The 26,339-nt window shown below is 65.5% G+C and carries 24 protein-coding genes; 15 read left to right on the forward strand and 9 right to left on the reverse strand.

Features of this window, described 5'->3' with window-relative positions; genetic code table 11:
• The 4 genes from IP89_RS09530 to IP89_RS09545 all read right to left on the reverse strand — a co-directional run.
• The coding region (locus tag IP89_RS09530; RefSeq protein ID WP_043309222.1) for a PAS domain-containing protein at nt 1-1,143 on the reverse strand (1,143 nt) is incomplete at its 3' end.
• Between the two features lie 156 nt (nt 1,144-1,299).
• Nucleotides 1,300-3,027 (reverse strand): bifunctional isocitrate dehydrogenase kinase/phosphatase, encoded by a 1,728-nt coding sequence (gene aceK, locus IP89_RS09535; protein ID WP_043309223.1) that lies wholly within the window; start codon nt 3,025-3,027, stop codon nt 1,300-1,302.
• Between the two features lie 192 nt (nt 3,028-3,219).
• Complete coding sequence (locus IP89_RS09540) at nt 3,220-4,512, reverse strand: dicarboxylate/amino acid:cation symporter (protein ID WP_043309224.1); 1,293 nt, start codon at nt 4,510-4,512, stop codon at nt 3,220-3,222.
• A gap of 253 nt (nt 4,513-4,765) precedes the next feature.
• The gene (locus IP89_RS09545) at nt 4,766-8,854 is read right to left on the reverse strand and encodes a bifunctional nitrate reductase/sulfite reductase flavoprotein subunit alpha (RefSeq protein ID WP_043309225.1); all 4,089 of its coding nucleotides are present in this window, start codon (nt 8,852-8,854) and stop codon (nt 4,766-4,768) included.
• 536 nt (nt 8,855-9,390) lie between these two features.
• On the opposite strand from IP89_RS09545, the gene nirB reads away from it, so the two are divergent.
• The 11 genes from nirB to IP89_RS09600 all read left to right on the forward strand — a co-directional run bounded on the left by nirB (nt 9,391) and on the right by IP89_RS09600 (nt 19,296).
• Nucleotides 9,391-11,949, forward strand: a complete 2,559-nt coding sequence (nirB, locus tag IP89_RS09550) for a nitrite reductase large subunit NirB (protein ID WP_043309226.1) — start codon at nt 9,391-9,393, stop codon at nt 11,947-11,949.
• Nucleotides 11,949-12,299, forward strand: coding sequence for a nitrite reductase small subunit NirD (nirD, locus tag IP89_RS09555; protein WP_043309227.1), 351 nt, complete (start codon nt 11,949-11,951; stop codon nt 12,297-12,299). The genes nirB and nirD overlap by 1 nt, the downstream gene beginning before the upstream one ends.
• A gap of 293 nt (nt 12,300-12,592) precedes the next feature.
• Nucleotides 12,593-13,918, forward strand: coding sequence for an OprD family porin (locus IP89_RS09560; RefSeq protein WP_043309229.1), 1,326 nt, complete (start codon nt 12,593-12,595; stop codon nt 13,916-13,918).
• 5 nt (nt 13,919-13,923) lie between these two features.
• On the forward strand, nt 13,924-14,202 hold the full coding sequence (locus IP89_RS09565; protein WP_043309230.1) for a hypothetical protein: 279 nt from the start codon (nt 13,924-13,926) through the stop codon (nt 14,200-14,202).
• 29 nt (nt 14,203-14,231) lie between these two features.
• Nucleotides 14,232-14,984: a molybdate ABC transporter substrate-binding protein gene (modA, locus tag IP89_RS09570; RefSeq protein WP_043309231.1), complete on the forward strand. Its 753-nt coding sequence runs from the start codon at nt 14,232-14,234 to the stop codon at nt 14,982-14,984.
• Nucleotides 14,985-15,033: 49 nt separating this feature from the next.
• On the forward strand, nt 15,034-15,714 hold the full coding sequence (gene modB, locus IP89_RS09575) for a molybdate ABC transporter permease subunit (RefSeq protein ID WP_043309233.1): 681 nt from the start codon (nt 15,034-15,036) through the stop codon (nt 15,712-15,714).
• 4 nt (nt 15,715-15,718) lie between these two features.
• Entirely contained in the window at nt 15,719-16,801 is a 1,083-nt protein-coding gene (modC, locus tag IP89_RS09580) for a molybdenum ABC transporter ATP-binding protein (RefSeq protein ID WP_043309234.1), read from the forward strand.
• Nucleotides 16,802-16,868: 67 nt separating this feature from the next.
• Nucleotides 16,869-17,867 (forward strand): AraC family transcriptional regulator, encoded by a 999-nt coding sequence (locus tag IP89_RS09585; protein ID WP_043309235.1) that lies wholly within the window; start codon nt 16,869-16,871, stop codon nt 17,865-17,867.
• Nucleotides 17,864-18,319, forward strand: coding sequence for a hypothetical protein (locus IP89_RS09590; RefSeq protein WP_043309237.1), 456 nt, complete (start codon nt 17,864-17,866; stop codon nt 18,317-18,319). The genes IP89_RS09585 and IP89_RS09590 overlap by 4 nt, the downstream gene beginning before the upstream one ends.
• Nucleotides 18,320-18,365: 46 nt before the next feature.
• The gene (locus tag IP89_RS09595) at nt 18,366-18,902 is read left to right on the forward strand and encodes a hypothetical protein (protein ID WP_043309238.1); all 537 of its coding nucleotides are present in this window, start codon (nt 18,366-18,368) and stop codon (nt 18,900-18,902) included.
• Between the two features lie 82 nt (nt 18,903-18,984).
• Nucleotides 18,985-19,296, forward strand: coding sequence for a hypothetical protein (locus tag IP89_RS09600; protein ID WP_043309240.1), 312 nt, complete (start codon nt 18,985-18,987; stop codon nt 19,294-19,296).
• 33 nt (nt 19,297-19,329) lie between these two features.
• Here IP89_RS09600 and IP89_RS09605 read toward each other — a convergent pair whose 3' ends face one another.
• Nucleotides 19,330-19,983, reverse strand: coding sequence for a peroxiredoxin (locus IP89_RS09605; RefSeq protein ID WP_043309242.1), 654 nt, complete (start codon nt 19,981-19,983; stop codon nt 19,330-19,332).
• A 213-nt stretch (nt 19,984-20,196) separates the two neighbouring features.
• On the opposite strand from IP89_RS09605, the gene IP89_RS09610 reads away from it, so the two are divergent.
• Nucleotides 20,197-20,766, forward strand: a complete 570-nt coding sequence (locus tag IP89_RS09610) for a cysteine dioxygenase (RefSeq protein WP_043309243.1) — start codon at nt 20,197-20,199, stop codon at nt 20,764-20,766.
• On the opposite strand, the gene IP89_RS09615 is transcribed toward IP89_RS09610, so the two are convergent.
• Genes IP89_RS09615 through IP89_RS09625 form a run of 3 tightly spaced genes read right to left on the reverse strand, consistent with a single transcriptional unit; the run spans nt 20,763 to nt 23,440 of the window.
• Nucleotides 20,763-22,106: an ATP-binding protein gene (locus tag IP89_RS09615; RefSeq protein ID WP_043309244.1), complete on the reverse strand. Its 1,344-nt coding sequence runs from the start codon at nt 22,104-22,106 to the stop codon at nt 20,763-20,765. The two genes, IP89_RS09610 and IP89_RS09615, sit on opposite strands and share 4 nt — an antisense overlap.
• Nucleotides 22,103-22,780, reverse strand: a complete 678-nt coding sequence (locus IP89_RS09620; protein ID WP_043309245.1) for a response regulator transcription factor — start codon at nt 22,778-22,780, stop codon at nt 22,103-22,105. Before IP89_RS09620 ends, IP89_RS09615 begins: the two co-directional genes overlap by 4 nt.
• 54 nt (nt 22,781-22,834) lie before the next feature.
• On the reverse strand, nt 22,835-23,440 hold the full coding sequence (locus IP89_RS09625) for an outer membrane beta-barrel protein (protein WP_043309246.1): 606 nt from the start codon (nt 23,438-23,440) through the stop codon (nt 22,835-22,837).
• A gap of 174 nt (nt 23,441-23,614) precedes the next feature.
• Here IP89_RS09625 and IP89_RS09630 point away from each other — a divergent pair, with 174 nt between their 5' ends.
• The 3 genes from IP89_RS09630 to IP89_RS09640 all read left to right on the forward strand — a co-directional run bounded on the left by IP89_RS09630 (nt 23,615) and on the right by IP89_RS09640 (nt 26,043).
• On the forward strand, nt 23,615-24,253 hold the full coding sequence (locus IP89_RS09630; protein WP_043309248.1) for a DUF502 domain-containing protein: 639 nt from the start codon (nt 23,615-23,617) through the stop codon (nt 24,251-24,253).
• 79 nt (nt 24,254-24,332) lie between these two features.
• Nucleotides 24,333-25,118 (forward strand): dienelactone hydrolase family protein, encoded by a 786-nt coding sequence (locus IP89_RS09635; protein WP_043309249.1) that lies wholly within the window; start codon nt 24,333-24,335, stop codon nt 25,116-25,118.
• Nucleotides 25,119-25,332: 214 nt separating this feature from the next.
• On the forward strand, nt 25,333-26,043 hold the full coding sequence (locus tag IP89_RS09640) for a 4'-phosphopantetheinyl transferase superfamily protein (RefSeq protein WP_043309250.1): 711 nt from the start codon (nt 25,333-25,335) through the stop codon (nt 26,041-26,043).
• Here the strand turns inward: IP89_RS09640 and IP89_RS09645 are convergent.
• Nucleotides 26,040-26,324 carry a hypothetical protein gene (locus IP89_RS09645; protein WP_043309251.1) on the reverse strand — a complete coding sequence of 95 codons (285 nt, stop codon included), beginning with the start codon at nt 26,322-26,324 and terminating at the stop codon, nt 26,040-26,042. The two genes, IP89_RS09640 and IP89_RS09645, sit on opposite strands and share 4 nt — an antisense overlap.
• Nucleotides 26,325-26,339: the final 15 nt, after the last annotated feature.

Raw genomic sequence — 26,339 nt, forward strand, 5'->3', positions numbered from 1 at the left:
CTCGCCGGCACGCGCCGCCTCGATGGCCGCGTTGAGCGCCAGCAGGTTGGTCTGTTCGGCGATGGAGGTGATCACGTCGGCCACGCTGCCGATGGACTGGGTCGACTCGGCCAGTTCGTTCACCGCCTGGCCGATCTCATGCACCGCGCCAGCCATCTGCTGCATGGCCTGCAGGCTGCCGCCAGCCAGGTCACGCCCCTGCAACGCCAGGCGATCGGCCTCTTCGGCGGCATGGGTGGTGCTCTGTACGTTGCTCGCCACCTCCTGAATGGTCGCCGCCATCTGGTTGATCGCGGTGGCCGACTGGTCCGTCTCACTACGCTGCTGTTCCAGCAGGTCGGCGCTGGAGCGTGACAGGTCTGCAGACTGGGCGGCGCGCTGGCGCACGTTCTCGCCGGCATCCTCCAAGCGCGTCAACGCGGTCTGCAGGCGCGCCTCCTCGCTGATCATGGCCATGTCCAGCAGGCCCTGGGCGCCGCGGTTGTCGCTGTAGGTCAGCGCCACCAGAGCGCTGGTGAAGGCTCGGGGATGCTCGGCCAGGGTACGGCGGATCATCTGCCGCTTGCTGTACAGCTGGAAGGAGCCGAGGGCGAACATCACCAGCACGATCTGCGGAATCTGCATTTTTTCTGGCAACAGCAACGCGCCGGCCATGATGATCAGCGCGGCGACTATCACCGGCCAGGAACGCAGCAGATCGTAGGTCCAGTATTCGAGCTTCGGCACCGGCGGCTTGCCAGCCCGCAGGCGGGCGTATAGGGCTTCGGCACGGCGCTTCTGCGCCTCGTTCGGCAGCGAACGCACCGACTCGTAACCGGCCATCTTGCCGTTCTCGTAGATAGGCGTGACGTAGGCGCTGACCCAGTAAAAGTCGCCGTTCTTCGAGCGATTCTTGACCACGCCCATCCACGGCTTGCCCTGCTTGATGGTGTCCCACATGTGGCCGAACACCGCAGGCGGCATGTCCGGGTGGCGCACCAGGTTGTGCGGCTGGCCGATCAGCTCCTCACGGGTGAAGCCACTGATCTCGACGAAGGCGTCGTTGCAGTAGGTGATCTTGCTATTCAGGTCGGTCGTGGAGATCAGCCGCTCGTCGGCAGCAAAAGTGCGCTCGCGCTGAGTCACCGGCAGGTTCTGACGCATAGGCATACCGTCCTTGGATGTTGGGAGAGGTTACTTCCTGGCCTTGATCATTTGGTCTAGCACATCCGTGCTAAACCGGCACATGGCCAGCACGCAACCCCCAAATCCCTGACGAACGGTAAGGCTTTAGTGGCAAACGCCCGAATGGCGCCGGCTTCAGGCGATCAGGTCGGCCTTGCGCCGGTACGGAAACACGTCGATCACCTTACCGGCGCGGATCGCATCCTGCAGCCCCTTCCAGTAATCGGCCTCGTAGAGATCGCCATGCAACTGGCTGAACAGCCGGCGCTGGCCGATATCGACGAACAGGAAGCGCGGGAACTCCTCGGGAAACACGTCGTTCGGCCCCACCGAATACCACGGCTCGCTGGACATCTCGTCCTCCTCGTAGCGTGGCGGCGGGATGCGGCGGAAGTTCACCTCGGTCAGGTAGCTGATCTCGTCGTAGTCGTAGAACACCACGCGGCCGTGACGGGTGACGCCGAAGTTCTTCAGCAGCATGTCGCCAGGGAAGATGTTGGCTGCGGCCAGCTGCTTGATGGCCAGGCCGTAGTCCTCCAGTGCCTCCTTCACCTGGGCCTCGTTGGCGTGCTCCAGGTAGATGTTCAGCGGGGTCATGCGCCGCTCGGTCCAGCAGTGGCGGATCAGCACGGTGTCGCCGTTCTCGATCTCGACTGTGGACGGAGCCACTTCCAGCAGCTCGGCCAGGCATTCCGGGTCGAACTTGGACAGCGGGAAGCGGAAGTCGGAGAACTCCTGGGTATCGGCCATGCGCCCTACCCGGTCGACGCTCTTCACCAGGCGGTACTTCTCGATCACCGTGTTGTGGTCGACGTTCTTCGACGGCGAGAAGCGGTCCTTGATGATCTTGAACACGGTGTTGAAGCCCGGCAGGGTGAACACGCTCATCACCATGCCGCGCACACCGGGGGCCATGATGAACTTGTCGTCGGTGCCGGCCAGGTGGTTGATCAGGGAGCGGTAGAACTCCGACTTGCCGTGCTTGTAGAAACCGATCGAGGTGTACAGCTCGGCGATGTGCTTGCCCGGCAGGATGCGCTTGAGGAAGCCGATGAACTCCGCCGGAATCTCCACTCGCACCATGAAATAGGAACGGGTGAAGGAGAAGATGATCGAGACTTCCGCCTCGTCGGTGATCAGCGTATCGATCTGGATGCCCTGGCCCTCGCGGTGCAGCAGCGGGAACACCAGCGGCCACTGCTCGTCCGGGGTATAGATGCGCCCCACCAGGTAGGCGCCCTTGTTGCGGTACAGGGTCGAGGAGAACAGCTCGATGGTCAGCTGCTGGTCCTTGCACACCCAGTCCGGCAGGTTGGCGCGCAGCTGCTGCTCCAGCTTGGCCACGTCGCGGTCCAGATCGTCGAAGGCCACGGCGTAGCTGTAGTCGGTGAAGATCTGCCGCAGCGCCTGGTTGAGGTCGCCACGCGGCTGGTAGCTGCGCGTCTGCGGTGTGCGCTCGTGCGGGCGCAGCGAGGGCCGGGTGGTGTGGATGAACATGCAGCCATCGCTGATCTGGTCATGGCTGAACAGGCCGCAGAAGATCGAGTTGTACCAGGTCTCTGCCAGCTCATCGTCGTTACGCAGGTCGATCAGGCCGATATAGGCGCTCTTGGCCAGCGGCCACAGGTCGATGTCCAGCAGTTGCTCGTCGGCGAAGGACTGGCGCAGGTGACCGGTGACTTCCGCCACCTTCTCCTCGTACAGGTTGATCCGTGCGGCCGAGGCACTCTGCGCCTCCTGCCACTGGGCCTGCTCGAAGCGGGCGCGGGCGCCGTTGGTGATCTCGCGGAAGTGGGCACGATAGTCATCGAAACCATCGAGGATCATTCGGGCGATATCGGCGGCAGGCCGTTGCTGCGACATGGGAGAGCCTCTGCTGCATGGGCGGAACCGCAGCTTAGCCAGAGCCGGCGCTGAGGAAAAGACGAGGCGGCAATCAGTCCACCCGGTCACAACGCGAACAGCGCTGGCGGCCGCACTTTCTACGGGGCAAAAAAAGCCCGCCAGAAGGCGGGCCAGGAGAGACCGCTCGCGGGGCGAGCGGTAAACACGGAATCAAACGATCTCGGCGCTGGTCGGCAGCGGGTTCTTGCCGCCGCCATTGAGCTGGCGCTGCAGGGTGTCTTCGTCCAGCTGCTTGCACCACTTGGCGACCACGATGGTGGCTACGCCGTTGCCGATCAGGTTGGTCAGCGCGCGGGCCTCGGACATGAAGCGATCGATGCCGAGGATCAGCGCCAGGCCGGCCACCGGCAGATGGCCCACGGCGGACAGGGTCGCGGCCAGCACGATGAAGCCCGAACCGGTGACGCCAGCGGCGCCCTTGGAGGCGATCAGTAGCACCGCTAGCAGGGTCAGCTGGTGGCTGATGTCCATGGTGGTGTCGGTGGCCTGGGCGATGAACACGGCGGCCATGGTCAGGTAGATCGAGGTGCCGTCCAGGTTGAAGGAGTAGCCGGTAGGTATCACCAGGCCGACCACGTTCTTCTTCGCGCCGAGCTTCTCCATCTTGTCCAGCATGCGCGGCAGAGCCGACTCGGAGGACGAGGTGCCCAGCACGATCATCAGTTCCTCACGGATGTACTTGATGAACTTGAGGATGCTGAAGCCGTGGGCGCGGGCGATACCGCCCAGCACCACGAGGATGAAGAACACGCAGGTGATGTAGAAGCAGATCATCAGCTGGCCCAGCTGCACCAGCGAGCCGACGCCGTACTGGCCGATGGTGAAGGCCATGGCGCCGAAGGCACCGATCGGGGCGACCTTCATGATCATGTTGATGATGCCGAACATCACGTGGGCGATGCGGTTGATGAACTCCAGGACCGGCTTGCCGTAGTCACCCATGCGCTGCAGGGCGAAGGCGAAGATCACCGAGAAGAACAGGACCTGCAGGATGTCGCCGTTGGCGAACGCACCGACCACGGTGGCCGGAATCACGTTGAGCAGGAAGGCTACGGTGCTCTGCGACTCACCGGCCTTGGCATAGGCGGCGATGCTGCTGGCATCCAGGGTGCTCGGGTCGACATGCATGCCGACGCCCGGCTCGACGATGTTGACCACGACCAGGCCGATGATCAGGGCCACGGTGGAGACGATCTCGAAGTACAGCAGTGCGTAACCGCCGGTCTTGCCCACGGCCTTCATGTCCTGCATGCCAGCGATACCGCTGACGACGGTGCAGAAGATGATGGGGGCGATGACCATCTTGATCAGTTTGACGAAACCGTCGCCGAGCGGCTTAAGCGCTACGCCGGTTTCCGGATAGAAGTGACCGAGCAGAATACCGACGGCGATGGCCACCAGTACCTGGATATACAGGCTCTTGTACAAGGGGGTGCGGGTCATGGCAGTTCCTCTTCGCGGCAAGCACCCGGAGTTCCTTCCGAGCATTGCGGCTATGGCGCTTGCCCCTCCTTTCTGGAGGGTCTTGTTGTTGAGTTACCCGCGAACGGGCTGCAGTCCCAATGGCAAGCGCTGTGCCAAACCTTAAAACGTAAAAATATCCTTATTTTTCAATGATTTAATTTTAAACCAGTTGATTGATAACCATCAGCCTTGGCGGATATCCGCCAACACCAGGCGGATATCCGCCCGAATTTCAGTACACATCGCGCAGATAGCGCTTCTGCTCCGCCAGGCCACGGATGAACTCGGCGGCCTTGTCCTCGCTCAGCGCGCCATGCTCGCGGGCCACCTCGCGTAGGGCCGCATCGACATCCTTGGCCATGCGACTGGCATCGCCACAGACGTAAACCTGCGCGCCCTCCTGCAGCCAGCGCCACAGCTCGGCGCCCTGCTCGCGGATGCGGTCCTGCACGTAGATCTTCTGCGCCTGGTCGCGGGAGAAGGCCAGGCTCAGCTGAGTCAGCAGGCCGTCGTGCTGCATCGCCTTGAGCTCGTCGCGGTAATAGAAGTCGCTGGCCGCGTGCTGCTCGCCGAAGAACAGCCAGTTGCGGCCAGCATCGCCACGCGCACGGCGCTCGTTGAGGAAGCCGCGGAACGGAGCCACCCCGGTGCCGGGGCCGATCATGATCATCGGCACATCACCGTCGGCCGGCACGCGGAAATGCTTGTTGGTCTGCACGAACAATGGCACTTCGCCTCCGCCCAACCGGTCGGCGAGGAAGGTCGAGGCCACGCCCTTGCGCTTGCCATAGCGCACCGCCGAAACGGTCAGGTGCAACTCGCCGGCGTGCGCCTTGGGACTGGAGGAAATCGAATACAGACGCGGTTGCAGACGCTTGAGGCTGGCCAGCAGCTCCTCCGCGCGATATTCGACAGGAAAGGCCTGCAGCACATCGGCCAACTGGCGGCCCCACAGCCAATCCTTCAATTGCTCTTTATTCGTCAGCAGGCCGCGCAGCTCGGCGCTGCCACTACGTTCGGCGACCAGCGCCAGGGCCTCGTTGCTCGGCCTGGCTATCTCGTAGTGAGAGGTCAGCGCCTCGCGCAGCGGCAGGTCGCCAACCTTGGCCACGCTGACCAGCTGATCGCCATTGAGGCGCGCCAGCTGCAACACCTCGGCGACCAGCTCTGGGCAGTTGCGCGGCCATACGCCGAGGGCATCGCCGGCCTCGTAGGCGAGGCTGGAATCACCGATGGCAAAACCAAACTGACGGGTGTCCTTACTCGCTCCGGCGGTATTCAGGCGCAGGTTGATCACCTGACGCGCGACGACCGGCTGCTCCTTGCTCACGCCCGGCACAGAAACTACAGCCGGCTCCATGTCGACCACCGGCGGTGTGGCCGCAGCAGGCATGAGCATCGGCAGCAGCCCGGCCAGCCAGGCCGCGGCCGGCGCCTCGAACTCGGTGTCACAGTCGACCCGCGCGACCAGGCGGCTGGCACCCAGCTCGGCCAGGCGCCCGTCGAGGTTCTTGCCGTGCTGGCAGAACTGGTCGTAATTGGGGTCGCCCAGGGCCAGCACCGCATAGCGCAGCGCAGCCAGATCGGCCGAGCTGGCCTTGAGCTGATCCCAGAAACCCTGGCCGCTGTCCGGCGCATCGCCGTCGCCAAAGGTGCTGCTGAGCAGCAGCAGGTTGCCGGCGCTGCCGAGTTTCTCCAGCGGATAGCCGGACATGCCGGCCAGCTCCACGGCGCAACCGGCGGCCCTGAGTTGCCCGGCGAAGCGCTCCGCCAGAGCCTCGGTATTGCCGGTCTGCGAGGCCCACAACAAGGTCACCGGGGTACGACCGTCCGACACTTCACCCGCCAATTGCAGCGGTGCACCTGAGGCCACGCGACTGAACATACCGGCCAGCAAACCATCCAGCCACAGGCGGGTCGGCTCGGCCAGCGGCGCCTGACTCGGCAGGCTGGGCACGCCGCCCATGGGGTTGGCGCGCAGGCCGCCGACGAAGCCGGCCATATAGGTGCGCTCGCTGTCGCTGAGTACCGGTGGCGTGCCAATGGCGACGCCGAGAAGGTTGGCGAATGCGTCGATATGCGACATATCGAGTTCCTCGGACAAAGGTTCGGAAAGGGTCGAATCGCTCGCCGCGCTGGCGGGCGTCTCTAGGAACTGGTGGTCGATCAGCTCGACGCGGCGCAGGCTGACGGCGCAGAACTTGAATTCCGGCTGCTGCGAGATGGGGTCGACGGCGTCGCTGGTCAGCGCGTTGATCGCCAGGTTGTCGCCGTACACATCGTTCCAGTGGAACGGGGCGAAGCAGCCGCCGGGCAGTACGCGGTCGGTGACCAGCACCGGCAGCACGGCGTGCCCACGCCGTGAGCGGATCTCCAGATGATCCTTGTCGCGCACGCCGAGACTCTCGGCGTCTTCCGGGTGCACCTCGACGAAGGGCCCGGGGTTGAGCTTGTTCAGGGTGGCGACCTTGCCGGTCTTGGTCAGGGTGTGCCACTGGTGCTGCAGGCGCCCGGTGTTGAGCACGAAGGGGAAGTCGGCATCGGGCATTTCCGCCGGGTCGAGGTGCGGGCGGGCGAAGAACTGGCCCTTGCCGCTGGGCGTGGCAAAGACGATGCGCGGCGTGCTGCCATCCTCGGCAAGCTTGAGCTGCTGGCTGATGCCGTCGTTGAGGTAGCGGATCGGCGCGCGGTCTTCGCCCTCCCCGTTCGCGCACGGCCACTGCAGCGGCGTCTCGCGCAGGCGCGCATGGCTGGCGCCGCGCAGGTCGTAGCCGGTCTTGGGGTTGTGGAAGCGCTTGATCTCCTCGAACACTTCGGCCGCCGAGGCGTACGTGAAGGCCTCGGCAAAGCCCATGGCGCAGGCCACGCGGGCAATGATCTGCCAGTCGGCCATGGCCTCGCCGGGCGGCGACACGGCCTGTTGCATCAGGCTCAGGTTGCGCTCGGAGTTGATCATCACCCCCTCGGCCTCGGCCCACAGGGCGCCGGGCAGGAGGATGTCGGCATAACGGTTGGTCTCGGTGTCGAGGAAGGCGTCCTGGGCGATCACCAGCTCGGCGGCCTTGAGCCCCTCGATCACCTTGCCGCGGTTGGCCATGCTCGCCACCGGGTTGGTGCAGATGATCCAGCAGGCCTTTACCTTGCCCGCGGCCATATCCTCGAACAGTGCCACGGTGCCGCCGCCCAGGCGCGTGTGCAGGGTGCCGGCCGGCACGCCCCAAACGTTCTCGACAAAGGCGCGGTCGTCCTCCACTAGCACCGAGCGCTGCCCAGGCAAGCCGGGCCCCATATAGCCCATCTCGCGGCCACCCATGGCGTTGGGCTGGCCGGTCAGCGAGAACGGTCCGCTGCCGGGTCTACAAATAGCTCCAGTAGCCAGGTGCAGGTTGCAGATGGCGTTGGTGTTCCAGGTGCCGTGGGTGCTCTGGTTGAGTCCCATGGTCCAGCAGCTCATCCACTCCCCCGCCTCACCGATCCACTGCGCCGCCTGGCGAATGGCGGCCTCGGGCAGGCCGGTCAGCTCGGCGACCCACGCCGGCGTGTACTCGGCGAGGAAGTCGGGCATGACCTCCCAGCCTTCGGTGAACTGCGCAATAAAAGCTGGATTGGTGTGGCCGCTCACATGTAACAGATGCAGCAGACCATTGAGCAGCGCCAGGTCGGTGCCTGGCTTGATCTGCAGGAACAGGCCAGCCTTGTCCGCTGTGGCGTTGCGCCGCGGGTCGACCACTATCAGTCTGGCGCCGGCCTTGACCCTGTCCATCATCCTCAGGAACAGGATCGGGTGGCAGTCGGCCATATTGGCGCCGATAACGAAGAACAGATCGGCCTTGTCGAAATCCTGGTACGAACCGGGTGGGCCATCGGCGCCCAGCGACAGCTTGTAGCCGCTGCCGGCGCTGGCCATGCACAGGCGTGAGTTGGACTCGATCTGGTTGCTGCCCAAGTAGCCCTTCACCAGTTTGTTGGCCAGGTACTGCGCCTCCAGCGACATCTGCCCGGATACATACAGGGCGATGGCATCAGGACCGTGCTCATCGAGGATCGCACGCAGGCGCCGAGCGGCACTGGCGATAGCCTCGGCCAGCGGCGTCTGTACCGGCTCCTGGGCACGCTCATCGCGCAGATAGGCATGCTCCATGCGCCCGGACTCGGCCAGCGGCTGGTGGCAGGAGCTGCCCTTGGTGCACAGGCGGCCGAAGTTGCTCGGGTGCTGTTTGTCGCCGGCCACCTTCACCACTTTTCCATCGGCCACCTGCATGACGATGCCGCAGCCGACGCCGCAGTATGGGCATACGCTCCGTATCGTCTTCTCCGCCATGCCTTCCCATCCGCCAAAAGCAAAGGCGCCATGCCACCCTCCGCTTGAAGCGGGAGCAACACGGCGCCTTTGTCGTGATCTGGCAATCCACATTGATTGCCGGTACCAGAGCCATAGCAAGGCACGCGCCAGCCTCGGTGAAGACGGCGCAAGCGCAGCCAGCATGCGGTCTGCAGGGTAACAACAGGGGCAAATTGCCCTGCACCGATACGATTCAGATTGGGGCAGCGCGAGCGCCGCGCGCCTCCTTTTGGGTCTCGGCGCAGTGCATCAGGCTTGCCCGCTGCCATGCGCAGAAGCCCATGCAGCAAGGGCTGCAGCAGCATTGGAAAAAACTGGCACAGCCACTGCATACCCCCCATCGAGCCCGTTGTATACGGGCGGCCCAGTCGATCAATGGCGATCGAATGCATGGGTGACAACGATGCCCCGCGACGGCATCGCACAGAACAGGCAAAGGCGCCTGAGACCGCAAGGTTTCAGGCGCCTTTTTTATTGCCGCGGAAAAACCTGATGAGCTTTGGCCGGGAAACGCTATGAACAGCACAGCAGCTACCACTGACAAGCAACGACTGATCGTCGTCGGCAACGGCATGGTCGGCCACAACTGCGTCGAGCAACTGCTCGCGGGCGGCGCCCTGGCGCACTACCGCATCGAGGTGTTCGGCGAGGAAGCCCAGCGCGCCTACGACCGCGTGCACCTGTCCGAATACTTCGGCGGCCGCGATGCCGAATCCCTGGCCATGAGCGCCGCCTCTCTCTATGAAGCGGAAGGCCTGACTCTGCACCTCGGCGTCCAGGTGCTGGAGATCGACCGCGCCAAGCGCGAAGTGGTCACCGCCAAGGGTCGCTTCGGCTACGACAAGCTGGTGCTGGCCACCGGCTCCTATCCCTTCGTGCCGCCGATCGAAGGCGCCGAGGGCGACTCGCGCCTGGTCTACCGCACCCTCGATGATCTCGACGGCATCCGCGCCGCCGCCAACGGCAAGCGCCGTGGCGTGGTGGTCGGCGGTGGCCTGCTCGGCCTGGAAGCGGCCAACGCCCTGAAGTCCCTGGGCCTGGAAGCCCATGTGGTGGAATTCGCTCCACGGCTGATGCCGGTGCAGCTGGACGACTTCGGCGGCGCCGCGCTGAAGCAGCGCATCGAGGACCTGGGCGTCGGCGTGCACCTGTCCAAGGCCACCCAGTCGATCTGCGCTGGCAGCGAGTACCGCTACCGGATGAACTTCGCCGGTGACGACTTCCTCGAGACCGACCTGATCGTCTTCTCTGCCGGCATCCGCCCGCAGGACGCCCTGGCCCGCGCCTGCGGCCTGGAGCTGGGCGCGCGTGGCGGCATCAACATCAACGACCAGTGCCTGACCAGCGACGAAAACATCTTCGCCATCGGTGAGTGCGCGGCGTGGAACGGCAGCATCTTCGGCCTGGTCGCCCCCGGCTACCAGATGGCCCGCCTGGTGGCCGCGCAGCTGTGCGGCCAGGAAGGCTCGCCCTTCCTCGGTGCGGACATGTCGACCAAGCTCAAGCTGCTCGGCGTGGACGTTGGCTCCATCGGCGACGCCCACGGCGCCATGCCCGGAGCCAAGAGCTACCGCTACATCGACGAGGCCACCTCCAGCTACCGCCGCCTGGTGGTGTCGGCAGACGGCAAGCAGGTCCTCGGCGCCGTACTGGTCGGCGACAACAGCTACTACGACACCCTGCTGCAGTACGCGCAGAACGGCATCAAGCTGCCGGAAGACCCGGCCAGCCTAATCATGCCGGCCGGCGAAGGCGCCCCGGCGCTGGGCGCCGACGCCCTGCCCGATACCGCCACCATCTGCTCCTGCCACAACGTCAGCAAGGGCGCGATCTGCTCGGCCATCGACGGTGGCTGCAGCGACATCGCCGGGGTCAAGGCCTGCACCAAGGCGGCCACCGGTTGCGGCGGCTGCGCGGCGCTGCTCAAGCAGGTGGTCGAGCACGAACTGACCGCCCGCGGCGTGGAAGTCGACAAGAGCCTGTGCGAGCACTTCGCCTACACCCGCCAGGAGCTCTACCACTTCGTCCGCGTGGAGAACATCGAGAGCTTCGAGGAGCTGCTGGCCAAGCACGGCAAGGGCCATGTCGGCTGCGACATCTGCAAGCCGGCCGTGGGCTCGATCCTCGCCTCCTGCTGGAACCGCCCGATCATGAATCCGGCGTTGGTGCCGCTGCAGGACACCAACGACACCTTCATGGCCAACATGCAGAAGAACGGCACCTACTCGGTGGTGCCGCGCATCCCCGGCGGCGAGATCACCCCGGACGGGCTGATCGCCATCGGCGCGGTGGCGAAGAAGTACGACCTCTACACCAAGATCACCGGCGGCCAGCGCATCGACCTGTTCGGCGCCCAGCTGCACGAACTGCCGGAAATCTGGAGCGAGCTGATCGCCGCCGGTTTCGAGACCGGCCACGCCTACGGTAAGTCGCTGCGTACGGTGAAGAGCTGCGTCGGCAGCACCTGGTGCCGCTACGGCGTGCAGGACAGCGTCGGCATGGCGCTGCTGCTGGAGGACCGCTACAAGGGCCTGCGTTCGCCGCACAAGATCAAGTTCGCCGTCAGCGGCTGCACCCGCGAATGCGCCGAGGCGCAGAGCAAGGACATCGGCGTGATTGCCACCGAGAACGGCTGGAACCTCTACGTCTGCGGCAACGGAGGCATGCGCCCACGCCACGCCGAGCTGTTCGCCACCGACCTGGATGACGCCACCCTGGTGCGCTACATCGACCGCGTGCTGATGTTCTACATCCGCACCGCCGACAAGCTGCAGCGCACCTCGGTATGGCGCGAGTCACTGGAAGGCGGCCTGGACTACCTCAAGGATGTGGTCATCCACGACAGCCTGGGTCTGGGCGACGAGCTGGAAGCGCAGATGCAGCTGGTGGTCGACCGCTACGAATGCGAATGGGCCAACGCGCTCAAGGACGAGGAGAAGCTCAAGCGCTTCCGCACCTTCGTCAACGAGCGTGGCGGCGATCCGGATATCCACTTCGTCCGCGAACGCGGCCAGCGCCGCCCGGCGCGCGACAACGAACTCGAACTGATCCCCGTGACCATGGAGGCCGTCTGATGAGCACTGCAACCCAACTCGACCATGCCTGGCAGCCGCTGTGCAGCGCCGCCGACCTGGTGCCCAACTCCGGCGTGGTGGCCCTGCTCGGCGGCCAGCAGGTCGCCCTGTTCTACCTGCCGGACAGCGAGCAGCAACTGTTCGCCATCGGCAACCGCGACCCCAAATCCGGCGCCAACGTGATCGGTCGCGGCATCATCGGTCACCTGCAGGGTGAGATGGTGATCGCCTCGCCGCTGTACAAGCAGCACTTCCGCCTGAGCGACGGCGCCTGCCTGGAATACCCGGAGCAGCAGCTGCCGGTGTGGCCGGTGCGCCTCAATGGCGAGCACGTGGAAGTGCGCGTCTGATGCAGCCGCAACGGCCGCTTCGTCCTCCAACGGGGCGGCCGTTGAACAGATGCCACGCAAGAAGCCGGCTTGCACTCTCCGGTAATTTTGTTGACTTTAAAGTCAGCTTTTGGCCTCATGCGCATCTGACGCCTGATCCGCCATCGCGTTTTCCCCAAGCCTTTTCAGCAACACCCCAGGAAACCGGGGCTATCAAGCGTTCGCCTATCGCTATATAGATTTATATATAGCGATATGTTGGGATGGCCTCGCTCTCATCCAGAACAACCACAAAGCAACCTCGGAGCATCCACATGAACAGATCCACCCTGGCCCTCGCAGTCTCCCTGGCCGCCCTGGCCACGGAAGCAGGCGCCGCCGGCTTCATCGAAGACAGCAAAGCCACCCTCGGCCTGCGTAATTTCTATTACGACCTGAACACCAAGAACACCGCCGACAACCGCGGCGAGGCCAACGAGTGGGGCCAGGGCTTCCTCTTCAACTACAGCTCCGGTTTCACCGAGGGCACCGTTGGCTTCGGTCTGGATGCCGTAGGCCTGCTGGGTCTGAAGCTGGATGCCGGTGGTGACGGTGATGTCAGCGACAGCCGCAAACCGGGCCAGCTGTTCCCGCTGGATAGCGATGGCAAGGCCCGTGACGACTACAGCAAGGCCGGCGTGACCGCCAAGGTGCGCGTGTCCAAGACCGAGGGCCGCCTGGGCACCCTGCAGCCGAAGCTGCCAGTCGTCACCTTCAACGACGGTCGCCTGCTGCCACAGCTGTTCGATGGTGGCCAGATCACCTCCAGCGAGATCGACAACCTGACCCTGACTGCTGGTCAGCTCGAGCACACCAAGACCCGCTCCTCCACCGACGACATCGGCCTGCGCATCGCCGCGCCGACTGGCACCCCGGTGGTCGACAGCAACAAGTTCTACTTCGCCGGCGGTGACTACAAGATCACCAAGGACCTGCTCGCGCAGTACTACTACGGCAACCTGGAAGACTTCTACAAACAGCACTTCCTCGGCCTGACCCACAACTGGGCCATCGGCCCGGGTGCACTGAAGTCCGACCTGCGCTACTTCAACAGCAGCTCCGACGGCAAGAACTCCAGCGCCGCCGGCCGCGCCGAAGGCTACTTCAGCAACGGCTACTGGGAAGCGGGCGACAGCGACCGCGGCGAAGTCGACAACCAGACTTGGAGCGCCCTGTTCACCTACACCCTGGGCGGCCATGCACTGAGCGGCGGCTACCAGCAGGTTTCCGGTGACAGCGCCTTCCCGTTCCTCAACCAGGGCGATGGCTCCACCGCCTACCTGATCACCGACCGCCAGATCGGCAAGTTCCTCGCCGCCGGTGAGCGCACCTGGCTGGCCGAGTATGCCTACGACTTCACCAAGGTCGGCGTGCCGGGCCTGAAAGCCACCGTGACCTACCTGTCCGGCGACAACATCGACGCCGCCGGCGGCGACCGTAAGGAATGGGAGCGCGACTTCCGCCTTGACTACACCCTGCAGGAAGGTGCCCTGAAAGGTCTCGGCTTGTCCTGGCGTAACGCCTCGCTGCGTGGCAACACCAGCACCGCCGACCAGGACGAGAACCGCCTGATCGTCAGCTACACCCTGACCCTGCTGTAACCGCCATGACCCTCCTCGCCAGCCGCCACGCCCTCGAGCAGGAAATTCTGCGCGGGCAACCCGTCTGCGCCGAACTGCGCGCAGCCCTGCGTGAGCTGCTGGCGAGGATCGAACGCAACGGCTACGCGGTGAACCTCGACAGCCTCGCCACGCACCTCGCCCAGTTCACCCCCGAGCTGCCGCTGGAGCGCGCCGAGGAATGGCAGGCACGCGCTCAGCAACACTGGCTGGAAAACACCAAGCCAGCGCTGATCGACTGCCTGGCCGACTACTTCATTCGCTGAACCCAACCCCTCACAACAAGGAATTCCCCATGATCAAGACCATGCAACGCAGCCTCCTGGCCCTGAGCCTGGTGTTCGCCGGCAGCGCCCTCGCCGACCAGGTACAGGTCGCCGTGGCCGCCAACTTCAGCGCCCCGATGCAGGCCATCGCCGCCGAGTTCGAAAAGAGCAGCGGGCACAAGGTAGTCACCTCCGTCGGCGCCACCGGGCAGTTCTATGCGCAGATCAAGAACGGTGCGCCCTTCGAAGTATTCCTCTCCGCCGACGACACCACTCCCGCCAAGCTGGAGAGCGAGGGCGACAGCGTGCCCGGCTCGCGCTTCACCTACGCGGTCGGCTCCCTGGCGCTGTGGTCGCCGAAAGCCGGCTACGTCGACAGCGAAGGCGCCGTGCTCAAGGCCAATCAGTTCAAGCACCTGGCCATCGCCAACCCGAAAACCGCGCCCTACGGCCTGGCCGCCACCCAGGTGCTGGACAAGCTCGGTCTGACCCAGACCCTGGCCGGCAAGCTGGTCGAAGGCCAGAACATCGCCCAGGCCCACCAGTTCGTCGCCAGTGGCAACGCCGAGCTGGGCTTCGTCGCGCTGTCGCAGGTGTACAAGGACGGCAAAATCAGCGAGGGTTCCGCCTGGCTGGTGCCGGCCGACCTGCATGAGCCGATCCGTCAGGACGCCCTGCTGCTGAACAAGGGCAAGGACAACGCGGCGGCCAAGGCCCTGCTCGACTACCTGCGTGGCGAACAGGCCGCGACCATCATCCGCGCCTACGGTTACCAGCTGTGATCACGGGCCCCGGCCGACGCCGGGGCCTCCTACAAGGATTCAACGCCCCATGCCCCTGAGCGGAGCCGACTTCGCCGCGATCTGGCTGACCCTGCAACTGGCCAGCCTGACCACCGTCCTGCTGCTGGCCCTGGGTACGCCCATCGCCTGGTGGCTGGCGCATACTCGCTCCTGGCTGAAGGTGCCAATCGGCGCACTGGTGGCCCTGCCACTGGTGCTGCCGCCGACCGTGATCGGCTTCTACCTGCTGGTGGCCATGGGGCCCCATGGCCCGGTTGGCCAGCTGACCCAGAGCCTGGGCCTGGGCACCCTGCCCTTCACCTTCGCCGGCCTGGTGGTCGGTTCGCTTTTCTATTCCCTGCCCTTCGTCGTGCAGCCGCTGCAGAACGCCTTCGAGGCCATCGGCAGCCGCCCGCTCGAAGTCGCCGCCACCCTGCGCGCCAGCCCCTGGGACTGCTTCGTCAGCGTGGTGCTGCCACTGGCCCGCCCCGGCTTCCTTACCGCCAGCGTGCTGGGCTTCGCCCATACCCTCGGCGAATTCGGCGTGGTGCTGATGATCGGCGGCAACATCCCGGACAAGACCCGCGTGGTCTCGGTACAGATCTTCAACCATGTCGAGGCCATGGAGTACGCCCAGGCGCACTGGCTGGCCGGCGGCATGCTGCTGTTCTCCTTCCTGATCCTGCTGGTGCTGCACTTCAAGGGCCGCCCTCCGATGAAGGTGGCCTGAGCCCATGAGCCTGCATATCGAACTGGACCTGCCCTTCGCCGACTTCCACCTGCAGGTCGCGCTGGACCTGCCCGGGAGCGGCATCACTGCACTGTTCGGCCCCTCGGGCTCGGGCAAGACCAGCCTGCTGCGCTGCGTCGCCGGCCTGGAGCGCGGCGCCCAGGGCCGTGTGATGATCGGCGACGAGTGCTGGCAGGACAGCGCGCGCCGGCACTTCCTCGCCCCGCACAAACGCGCGCTGGGCTATGTGTTCCAGGAGGCCAGCCTGTTCCCGCACCTGTCCGTGCGCGGCAACCTCGAATACGGACAGAAGCGCATCGCCCCCGCCACGCGGCGTATCGACCTCGACCAGGCCGTGCAACTGCTGGGTATCGGCCATCTGCTCGAACGGCGTCCGGACACCCTGTCCGGCGGCGAGCGCCAGCGCGTCGGCATCGCCCGCGCCCTGCTCACCAGCCCACGCCTGCTGCTGCTCGACGAGCCACTGGCGGCGCTGGACAGCAAGCGCAAGCAGGAGATCCTGCCGTACCTGGAGCGCCTGCACGACGAGCTGGACATCCCCATGCTCTACGTCAGCCACGCCGCCGACGAAGTGGCGCGCCTGGCCGACCACCTGGTGCTGCTGGAAAGCGGCCACGTACTGGCCAGCGGCCCGCTCGACGAGGTGCTGCCGCGCCTCGACCTACCCCTGGCGCAGAGCGACACCGCCAGCACCGTGCTGCACGCCCAAGTGTGCGGCCACGACAGTCACTATCAACTGCTGGAATTGCAACTGCCGAACAGCGAGCAGCGCCTGCGCATACCGCACGCAGCGGTGCCTGCCGGGCAAATGCTGCGCCTCAAGGTGCCAGCCCGCGACGTCAGCCTGAGCCTCGAACCACCAGGCCCGAGCAGCATCATCAACCGCCTGCCGGTGCGCGTGCTCGACCTGGCCGAAGGCGAGTCATCGGCCCAGGTGCTAGTGCGCCTGGAGCTGGCCGGCCAGCCGCTGCTGGCACGCATCACCCGCTACTCGCACGACCAGCTCGGCCTGCATCCGGGCCAGGCGCTGTGGGCGCAGTTCAAGGCGGTGGCCCTGCTCGGCTGAACCGCACGGCTTGTCTCGGACAAAGGCTCCCGCCTAACATCCGCCCAGCCTTAGGACGAGCCCGAGCATGCGCGAACGCACCATCGCCAGCCATTTCATCCGCGCCGCCCTGCGCGGTGCCCAGCGCCAGAGCTGCGACTACCTGCCTCTGCTGCGCGAGGTCGGCATCCAGCCGGCGCTGCTCGAAGAGCCGCGCGCGCGCCTCGCCCCCGAACAGTTCACCCGCCTATTGCAGGGCCTGTGGGCGCTGCTCGACGACGAGTACATGGGCTTCGGCGTCATCCCCAGCAAGCGCGGCACCTTCGCCATGATGTGCCACGCCATCATCCACTGCCACAGCCTGGAAAAGGCCCTGGTCCGCGGCATGCTGTTCTACGGGTTGTTCCCGGATGCACCACGCGTGCAGCTGCAGCGCGACGGCGAGCACGTGCGCCTGACCCTGGACAGTTCGATCCTGTGGGACCCGGACCACTTCCTCACCGAGAGCCTGCTGGTGATTTGGCACCGCCTCGGCAGCTGGCTGATCGGCCAGCGCATCCGCCTGGACGAAGCCAGCTTCACCTACCCCGAACCGGCCCACAGCGGCGAATATGACCTGCTCTACCCCTGCCCACGGCGCTTCGGCGCCGAGAGCACCAGCCTGCTGTTCCACAGCCGCTACCTGGCCATGCCGCTGCTGCAGGACGAACGCACGCTCAAGCAATTCCTCGAACACTCGCCGGCCGATCTGCTGGCCCGCCCAGACGGCGGCGACAGCCTGACCAGCCGCATCCGCCGCCTGCTCGGCCGCGACTGCGCGCACTGGCCGGACCTGGAAAGCGTCGCCGCCCAGCTGCATATCAGCCCGCAGACCCTGCGCCGCCACCTGCGCGAGGAAGGCAGCAGCTTCCAGGAGCTCAAGGACCACCTGCGCCGCGACCTGGCCATCTACCACCTGGGCCGCGACGAACTGTCGATCCAGGACCTCGCCGAACAACTCGGCTTCTCCGAACCCTCGGCCTTCCACCGCGCGTTCAAGAAATGGACCGGGCTGACGCCGGGTGCTTATCGGGCCCAGGAAAATTGAGCCAGCGCCTGCAGATCGACCACAGCAGCGGGCACCTACGCGTCGGCGACATACTCATTACCCCGACCACCACGCCTGCGGAGCTGGACGCGACCTTCCGCATCGGCGAAACAAGCCTGGTGCAGGTCCTGAACCAACAGGTGCCCTGCCGCTTTGCCTATCTGCAGCTACAGGACGGTCATCTAGGTATCGAGCTGAGCCTGCGCTTCGAAGCTGAAATACTGGTCAGCCTGTTCATCGAGCTCAGCGACCCGCAGATTCCGAGCGAATCCGAAGACGACTTCTACGCCTCCATCCCCAAGCGCGAACATCTGCATCGCCAATGGCTCACCGCCCAGTTGGGCGAGCAGAACGACTTCGCCTGGGGCAGCGCTGGCGTCGCTCGCGACAAGAGCGAGAACGTCTTCATCTACCTGCATAATCGCAACAACGGCTGGGTGTTTGGCGACTGAATACCGGCTCTAACCCGACTATTTCTCTGACTATCAAGGACGATAAATGAAAGCTTCAGATCTACTCGCGATCGCACTTCGCATCAGTGCCCTGTACCTGCTGTTCCGTACCTTCCTGTTGGCAGTCCAGCAATACCAATATGTCAGCCAACTGGCCAACGTCAGCTACTCGGGCAAAGCCCCGGGCGCCGCAATCCTTGGCATAGCGATGGTGCTCGGGCTAGGCCTCGTCAGCCTCGCCCTGCTGAAGTTCCCCGTGACCATCGCTCGCTGGCTGACTCCAGCCACGGCCGACAAGCCCCTCAGTATCAACCTCTCTGTCGATGAGCTGCAGTCGGCCGCCTTCTGCGTGCTGGGTGTCTATCTCATTGCCATGGGCCTGGCCGACTTCGCCAACAATGGCATGTGGATCATCTACATCCTGCGCGGTGGCGAGTTGGAGCGGAACAACCTGGCCGCCTACTTCATCAACCAGCTGATCACGCTGGTCGAGTTCGCCATAGGCCTGGCGCTATGCCTCAAGTCGGATGGCCTCAGTCAGTTCATTCGCCGCCTCAGAACCGCAGGCGCCCCTGGGGCCTGATCGCTGGAAGAAGATGTTCTATCTCGACCCAAGCGCAATACTGGGCTCAGCACACTAGGTCGGCACTAGAGGTGACATCGCCATGCGCATCGAATGCACTCGCCATGTGGACGCCAGCGAGCCGGATGAAGATGGGGCGTACGACTACCACTACGAGTACGACATCTACCGCTTCGCTAACGAGGCTCTATGCCTGATTGCGCGTAGCTATGTCGACGAAGCGGACGAGGCACACTTCCTCAATGTCGAGGAGCACGGCAGGGCGAGGTTGATGCGACCTGCCGACCTGAGACATCCGCTGTTTATCGAGGCGGCGGCTCATCTGCGAACCGCTGGCAAGCAGCGCCTGCGCTGGCTCAGCGGCCGTGGCGACGGCTACGAGCTGGTGCCCTGACGAGCCTGCACACAGGCTCGCCCGGCACCTTGGTTACTTCGGTGCCTTGGCCGTGCGCAGATACGGCAGCTTGATATCGAGGGCGCCGTATTTCTCGCGCGCCTGCTCGTCGTTGAGCGCCAGAGCGACGATTACATCCTGGCCGGCGGCCCAGTTGGCCGGGGTGGCCAGCGGCACGTTGTAGGTCAGTTGCAGGGCATCGAGGGCGCGCAGGACTTCGGCGAAGTTGCGGCCGACCGACATCGGGTAGGTCATCGACAGCTTGAGCTTCTTGTCCGGGCCGATGATGAACACCGAGCGCACGGTGGCGGTGTCGGCCGGGGTACGGCCCTCCGGCAGGTAGGCCTCGGCCGGCAGCATGTCGAAAGCCTTGGACACGGCCAGGCCCTCGTCGGCGATGATCGGGAACTGCGCCGCGGTGCCGCAGACGGCCTCGATGTCGCCCTTCCAGCGCTTGTGCGACTCGGCGCCATCCACCGACACGCCGATCACCTTGGTGCCACGCTTGCGCCACTCTTCGGCCAGTTGGGCGACGGCGCCGAACTCGGTGGTGCACACCGGGGTGAAGTCCTTGGGATGGGAAAACAGGATGGCCCAGTCGGAGCCGATCCAGTCGTGGAACTTGATCGGGCCCTGGTCGGTTTCGGCGCTGAAGTCCGGTACGAGATCATTGATACGTAAAGCCACTTGGTGTTCTCCAGATAGTGGGGATGGGACCTTGCCTGGCCGGCTCGTACGCAGGCAGTCGCTGCCGCGCCCGCAGGCGCCCGGCATCGCAGCGCAGGGAGTATAGGCGGCCGTTTTCGCACGAGCCGGCAGCCGTTCGACTCTGGCGCAGATCATGCACTACCGTTGTTGCATTCACACAGCCCAACCATAGGGCCAGCAAAGGGAGTTGCCATGACCTCCACCGCCCTGCAACGCTTTATCGACGAGGCCGACGCACGTAGCCACCTGCACGGCATTCCGGCCGATTGCGTACTGGCCCTGGCACCACTGATGCTGGAGCTGATCGAGCACGCCGGCAGCTTTCTCGAACCCGAGCACTACCGCAGCAGCCCCGAGGGCTACACGCGCAACCTGATCTACGCCGCGCCGGACCAGAGCCTGTCGCTCTACGCGCTGGTCTGGTTGCCCGGCCAGTGGACGCCGGTACATGACCACGGCAGTTGGGGCGTGGTCGGCGTGGTCGAAGGCGTGCTGGAGGAGCGCAGCTACGTGCGCCTGTCACCGGACCGTGGCGCCGACGAGGACATCCAGTTGGCCCGTGGCGGCACCATCCTGCTCAGCCACGGCGCGGTGACCAGCTTCGTGCCCAATCCGGACCACATCCACATCACCGGCGTGCCCCACGAGCGGCCCCGCGCGGTGAGCCTGCACCTCTATGGGCGCGCCATGAACGACTTCAATATCTATGACGTCGAGGCCGGCAGCCGCCGGCGTACCGTCGTCGCGCACAACGAGAGTTAACCCGGCAGGCGCATGCGGAAACAGGCGCCGCCCAGCGCGGAATCCTCCAGCTGCAACTGGCCGTCGTAGCTGTCGAGAATATCGACCACCACCGCGGTGCCGATGCCCTGCCCCGGATGCTGACTGTCCAGGCGCTCGCCACGTTTGAGAATGCGCTCGCGCTGGTTGGCGGGCACGCCGGGGCCATCGTCCTCCACCACCAGCTCATAGCCCTGCGCATCCTGCCGGGCGCTGACCCGAACCTGGCCCAGGCACAGGCGGTAGGCGTTCTCCAGCAGGTTGCCGAGCAGCTCGAGCAGAGCATCACGCTCCATCGGTACCTGCAGGTTGGCGGGAAAGTCGCGGATCACCTGCACGCGCTTGTCGCGGTAGACCTTGTCCAGGGCGCCACACAGGGTGTCCAGCGCCGCGCCGAAGGGCTCGCGGTGGCGCACCAGGCCGCTTTTGCGCAGGCTGGCGCGTTGCAGCTGGTAACTCACCTGCTGGCTCATGCGCTCGACCTGGTTGCCCAGCACCTGGGCCTGCTCGCGGCTGCCCGGGTTCATCGCCAGCGTCTCGCCGACACCCTGCAGCACGGCCAGCGGTGTCTTCAGGCTGTGCGCCAGGTCGCCGAGGGAGTCGCGGTAGCGTTCGCGCTGGCGGCGCTCACCTTCGAGCAGGTGGTTGAGCGAATCGGTCAGGCGCAGCAGCTCCAGTGGGTGCTCGCGGCTCAGGCGTTCGCGCTGGCCGCTCTCCACCTCGTCCAGTTCGTGGCGCAGCCCGCGCAGGGTGCCAAAACCCCAACCCAGGCCGAGCCAGAGCAACCCGAGCAGCACCAGCAGCGCCCCACCCAGCCACAGCCACAGCTGACGGCCGACGCCATCGAGCACGGCCTGGTATTCGCTGGCCGGCTGCATGGTGACGATGCTGTAGGCGGCGGCCTGGCCGCGCAGCAGATCGACCTCCAGGTCGTAGACGAAGAACTCGTTGCCGCGGGCATCGTGCACCTGGCTGAACTCATGGCCCTGGCCGTCATAGCGCGGCTGGTAATCGAGACTCTCGTCGCCACTGGAAGGCGAACGCCAGACCAGGTTGCCGTCGCGGTCGAAGATGTAGCCGAGCAGCTTGGAGTCGAGCAGGTTGAACTCCTCGTCCGGCAGCCGCGCGGGCATTGCCAACTGGCCACCGTCGATGCGTGCGGCGGAAATCAGGGTCGCCGCATCGGCCGCCAGGCGCTGCTCGATAACGCCCTCCAGGGCATTGCGCACCACGCCCTTGAGCACAGGCAGCAGGGCCAGGATGAACACCACGGCCAGCGCCGTGGCACCGAACATCAGCCGCACACGCAGCGAGCGGATCATCGGCAGCGCTCGGTGAACATGTAGCCCTGGCCGCGCACGGTATCGATCGGCTTCAGCGCGCAGGCACCCTCGATCTTGCGGCGCAGGCGGCCGACCAGCACCTCGACCACGTTGGGGTCGCGCTCGTCATCGCCTTCGTAGAGCTGCTCCATCAGGCGATCCTTAGACACCACCTGCTGCGGGTGCAGCATCAGGTATTCGAGGATGCGGTATTCGTAGGCGGTCAGCGGCAGCGCCTGCTCGTCGACCAGGGCCTGCTTGCGGTTGAGGTCGAGCTTCAATGGGCCGGCCTCGACGCTGGACTGCACCAGCCCCACGGAGCGGCGCAGCAGGGCATGCAGGCGCGCCTCCAGCTCCTCGAACTGGAACGGCTTGACCAAGTAATCGTCGCCACCGGCGGCCAGGCCCTCGACCTTGTCCTGCCAGTTGCCACGCGCGGTGAGAATCAGGATCGGCAGGCCGTTGCCCTGCGCCCTGACCTCGCGGATCAGGTCCAGGCCGCTCATGCCGGGCAGGCCCAGATCGACGATGGCGATGTCGTGATTGAATTCGCGTACGCGATACAACGCCTCTTCGGCATCGGCCACCGCATCCACCACGAAACCTCGTTCACCGAGGCGGGTATGCAGGTGGTGGCGCAGCAGCGCCTCGTCCTCGACCACCAGAATCTTCATGACTGTTCCCCCTTACGACAGGCCGGGCTTGCGCCCGGCCTTCTCCCTGGTTCGTCAGAACTTGTAGTTAGCGCCGAGGTAGACCTGGCTGGTACGGTCCAGATCAAGGGTGCCTACCTTGTTGCCGCCGTGCGGCGCCATGTCGGTGCTGGCATTGGTCTTCATGTAACGGTAGCCGGCTTCGACCGAGGCATTCTTGCCTACGTCCTGCAGGATGCCGGCCTGCAGACCGGCGGCCAGGCCGACGTCACTGTCGCGTTTGTAACCGCGGCTCTCCTGCTCCAGTTTCACCATACCGACGGTGGCACCACCGAACAACTTGGTGCCGCTGTCGTTCAGGGGCAGGAAGGCGTCGTAGCTACCGAGCAGGTGTTGCTGGCGCAGCTTGTAGCCCTGCGAGTCGTCCGAGACGTTCTCGTAGGTCATGTAGTAGCGGCCGTCCTGGGTTTCCTGGCCGACGCGAACACCCCAGGTGCCGCTGCCGTCGATCACCCGATCCAGGTCGGGATGACCCAGGTTGCGGTTGAGCGAACCGGAGTTCTCGATGCGGCTGTCGCTTTGTCCCCAGGTCCCACCGACGAAGGTATCGGCAGCTTGGGCCGATACGGCCGCGACGGAAATGGCGGTTACCAGGGCAAGTTTGCTAACGATGTTTTTCATGGTGTTTTCTCCGAGTTGGGAAAGTTGCTGAACTCGGGGCCTAGGTTGCCTAGGCACTACTGAACCGCTGCTGAACCCTTCCTGAACCAAGCCTGAACGAGACTGCGATGGCTGCACTGCCCAAGCCAGGCGCTTTGCAATAGCCTTGGCAGGCATTCGCCGGGGACTCACACCATGTTCAAGAACAGCTTCAACTCGATCTTCACCACCTGGCTGGCCGGCCTGCTCGCACTGCTGCCGCTGGCCCTGTCGCTGGCCCTGCTGGGCTGGGTGGTGAGCCTGCTGAACGGCCTGATCGGCCCCGCCAGCACCGTCGGCAGGCTGTTCGCCGGTCTCGGCCAGCCCTTCGTCAGCAGCCAGAACCTGGCCTGGCTGCTCGGTACCGTTGGCCTGATCGTGGCGCTCTACCCCCTCGGCCTGGCCGTACAGCTCGGCCTCAAGGGCCCGCTGAGCCGCCTGTTCGACCGCACCCTGCGGCGCATTCCGCTGCTCGGCAACCTGTACGGCCTGGCCGACCGTTTCGTCGGTCTGCTGGACCAGAAGGACAACGCCGACCTGGCCGCCATGAGCCCGGTGTGGTGCTTCTTCGGCGGCGACGGCACCGCCGTGCTGGCCCTGCTGCCCAACCCACAGCCGCTGGAGATCGACGGTCGCGCCTACCACGCCATCCTGGTGCCGACCGCGCCGGTGCCGGTGGGCGGCGGCCTGCTCTACGTGCCGGTGGAGTGGGTCAAGCCGGCGGAGATGGGCATGGAGCGTTTCACCAGCATCTATGTGTCCATGGGTATCACCCCGCCCAAGCCGCCGCTGTAGACCAAGCACAGCGATACAAGTGATGGCCGGCGCATTCGGCTATGGTGACGACTTTCGCCCAAGGACCAGGAGAACCGTCATGCGCCATGCCCTCTTCGCCCTGCTCTGCCTCGCCGGCCTGGCCAGCACTGCCCAGGCCGCGATCCAGACCCAGGAAATTCCCTACACCAGCGCCGACGGCACCCGCCTGATCGCCTACCACGCCTGGGACGACGCCATCGCCGGCAAGCGCCCCGGCGTGCTGGTGGTACACGAATGGTGGGGCCTGAACGACTACGCCAAACGCCGTGCCCGCGATCTCGCCGCACTCGGCTACAGCGCCCTGGCCGTGGACATGTACGGCGATGGCAAGAACACCCAGCACCCGCAGGATGCCGGCGCCTTCATGCAGGCCACCCTGGCCGACCCGGCCGTGCCCAAAGCGCGCTTCCTCGCCGGGCTGGAACTGCTCAAGGCACAGCCGCAGACCGACACCACGCGGATCGCCGCCATCGGCTACTGCTTCGGCGGCCGCATCGTGCTGGACATGGCTCGCCAGGGCCTGCCGCTGGCGGCTGTGGTGAGCTTCCACGGCGCCCTGGTCACCGACACCCCGGCCACCCCCGGCAGCGTCAAGGCCAAGGTGCTGGTCGAGCACGGCGCCGCCGACAGCTTCATCACCGCGCAGCAGGTGGCCGCCTTCAAGGCCGAGATGGACAAGGCCGGCGCCGACTACCGCTTCGTCGAGCTGCCGGGCGCCAAGCACGGCTTCAGCAACCCGGACGCCGACGCGCACAAGGGCCACGGTCTCGATCTCGGCTACCAGAAGGAGGCCGACGAGCGCTCCTGGGCCGACATGCAGGCGCTGTTCAAGCAGGTTTTCTGAAGGCAAAAAAAACGGGAGTCCAGCTGGACTCCCGTACTCGATCAGTAGAGCAAAGCCACGTTGGCGACCCGCCTGCGTGGCTACAACCTCACCAGCGCCCCAATGGAACGCCTGGCCCATTGTTAACCCAAACCAAGCGTTTGCTCTGTAGCGCTTCGTTGTCCCCGTGCAAAGAAATGTAAACGGCTGGCCCGCCCCAGCCGGTCACGGCAGAATGCCGGCCATGAGTCTGTACATCCCACCCTTCTGCCAACTGCACCCCGAGCCCGCCCCGCTGCACCTGGCCGGCGGCCAGCTGGTGCGCGCCAGTTTCGATGCAGCGCAGCTGGTGGCCGAAGACTTCTCGCGCTGCGCCATCGAGTCGGTGCGTGGCGTGGCCAAGCGCCAGGGCGAGTACCTGGCCGGCCGCCTGTGCGCCCGCGAGGCGTTGCGCCGGCTCTATGGCCAGGCGCTGGTGCCGGGACGTGACGAGGATGGCGTGCCGCTGTGGCCGAATGGCATGGTCGGCTCCATCACCCATGGCGCCGGCCAGGCCGCGGCGATTGTCGCCAGCAGCCAGCAGTGGCGTGGCCTGGGTCTGGACCTGGAGAAACAGCTAAGCGCCGAGCGCGCCGCCAAACTGGCCGGGGAAATCCTCACCCCGGCCGAGTTGCAGCGCGCCGCTGGGCTGGATGCCCAGGCTTTCGCCCAGCTGGTGACCCTGACCTTCTCGCTCAAGGAGAGCCTGTTCAAGGCTCTCTACCCGCTGGTGCTCCAGCGCTTCTATTTCCACGACGCCGAGCTGATCGAGCACGGCGCCAGCGACGCGCGCCTGCGCCTGTTGCTCGACCTGCACCAGGAGTGGCCGGCCGGCAGCGAGCTGCACGGCCGTTACGCCGAGTTCGACGGCTACCTGCTCAGCCTGGTCGCCATTCCCGCGCGCTAGACGAACGCCTGCTCGCCGAAGCCGCGCGGCAGACGCTGGCGCCCCGGCAGCGCGGTGAGCCGCGCTTCCCACGAAGTGCGCCAGTCGTTGGCGGCGCGCTCCTTCTTCTCCCGCCGCGCCGCACGCCGCGCAGCATTACGAGTAGTACGCCGGGCCTCGGTGAAAGCCTCGGTCTTGCGGCAGTTACGGCACTTGACCTTGGCCAGGTCAGTGGTGGACGGCAGTTTCTCGCCATGGCTGCCACAGGCCAGGTGGCCGGCAGTCTTGTAGTGCATGACCATTGCATCGTCTCCTGC

Source organism: Pseudomonas sp. ML96, from assembly GCF_000761545.1.
Lineage (GTDB): Bacteria > Pseudomonadota > Gammaproteobacteria > Pseudomonadales > Pseudomonadaceae > Aquipseudomonas.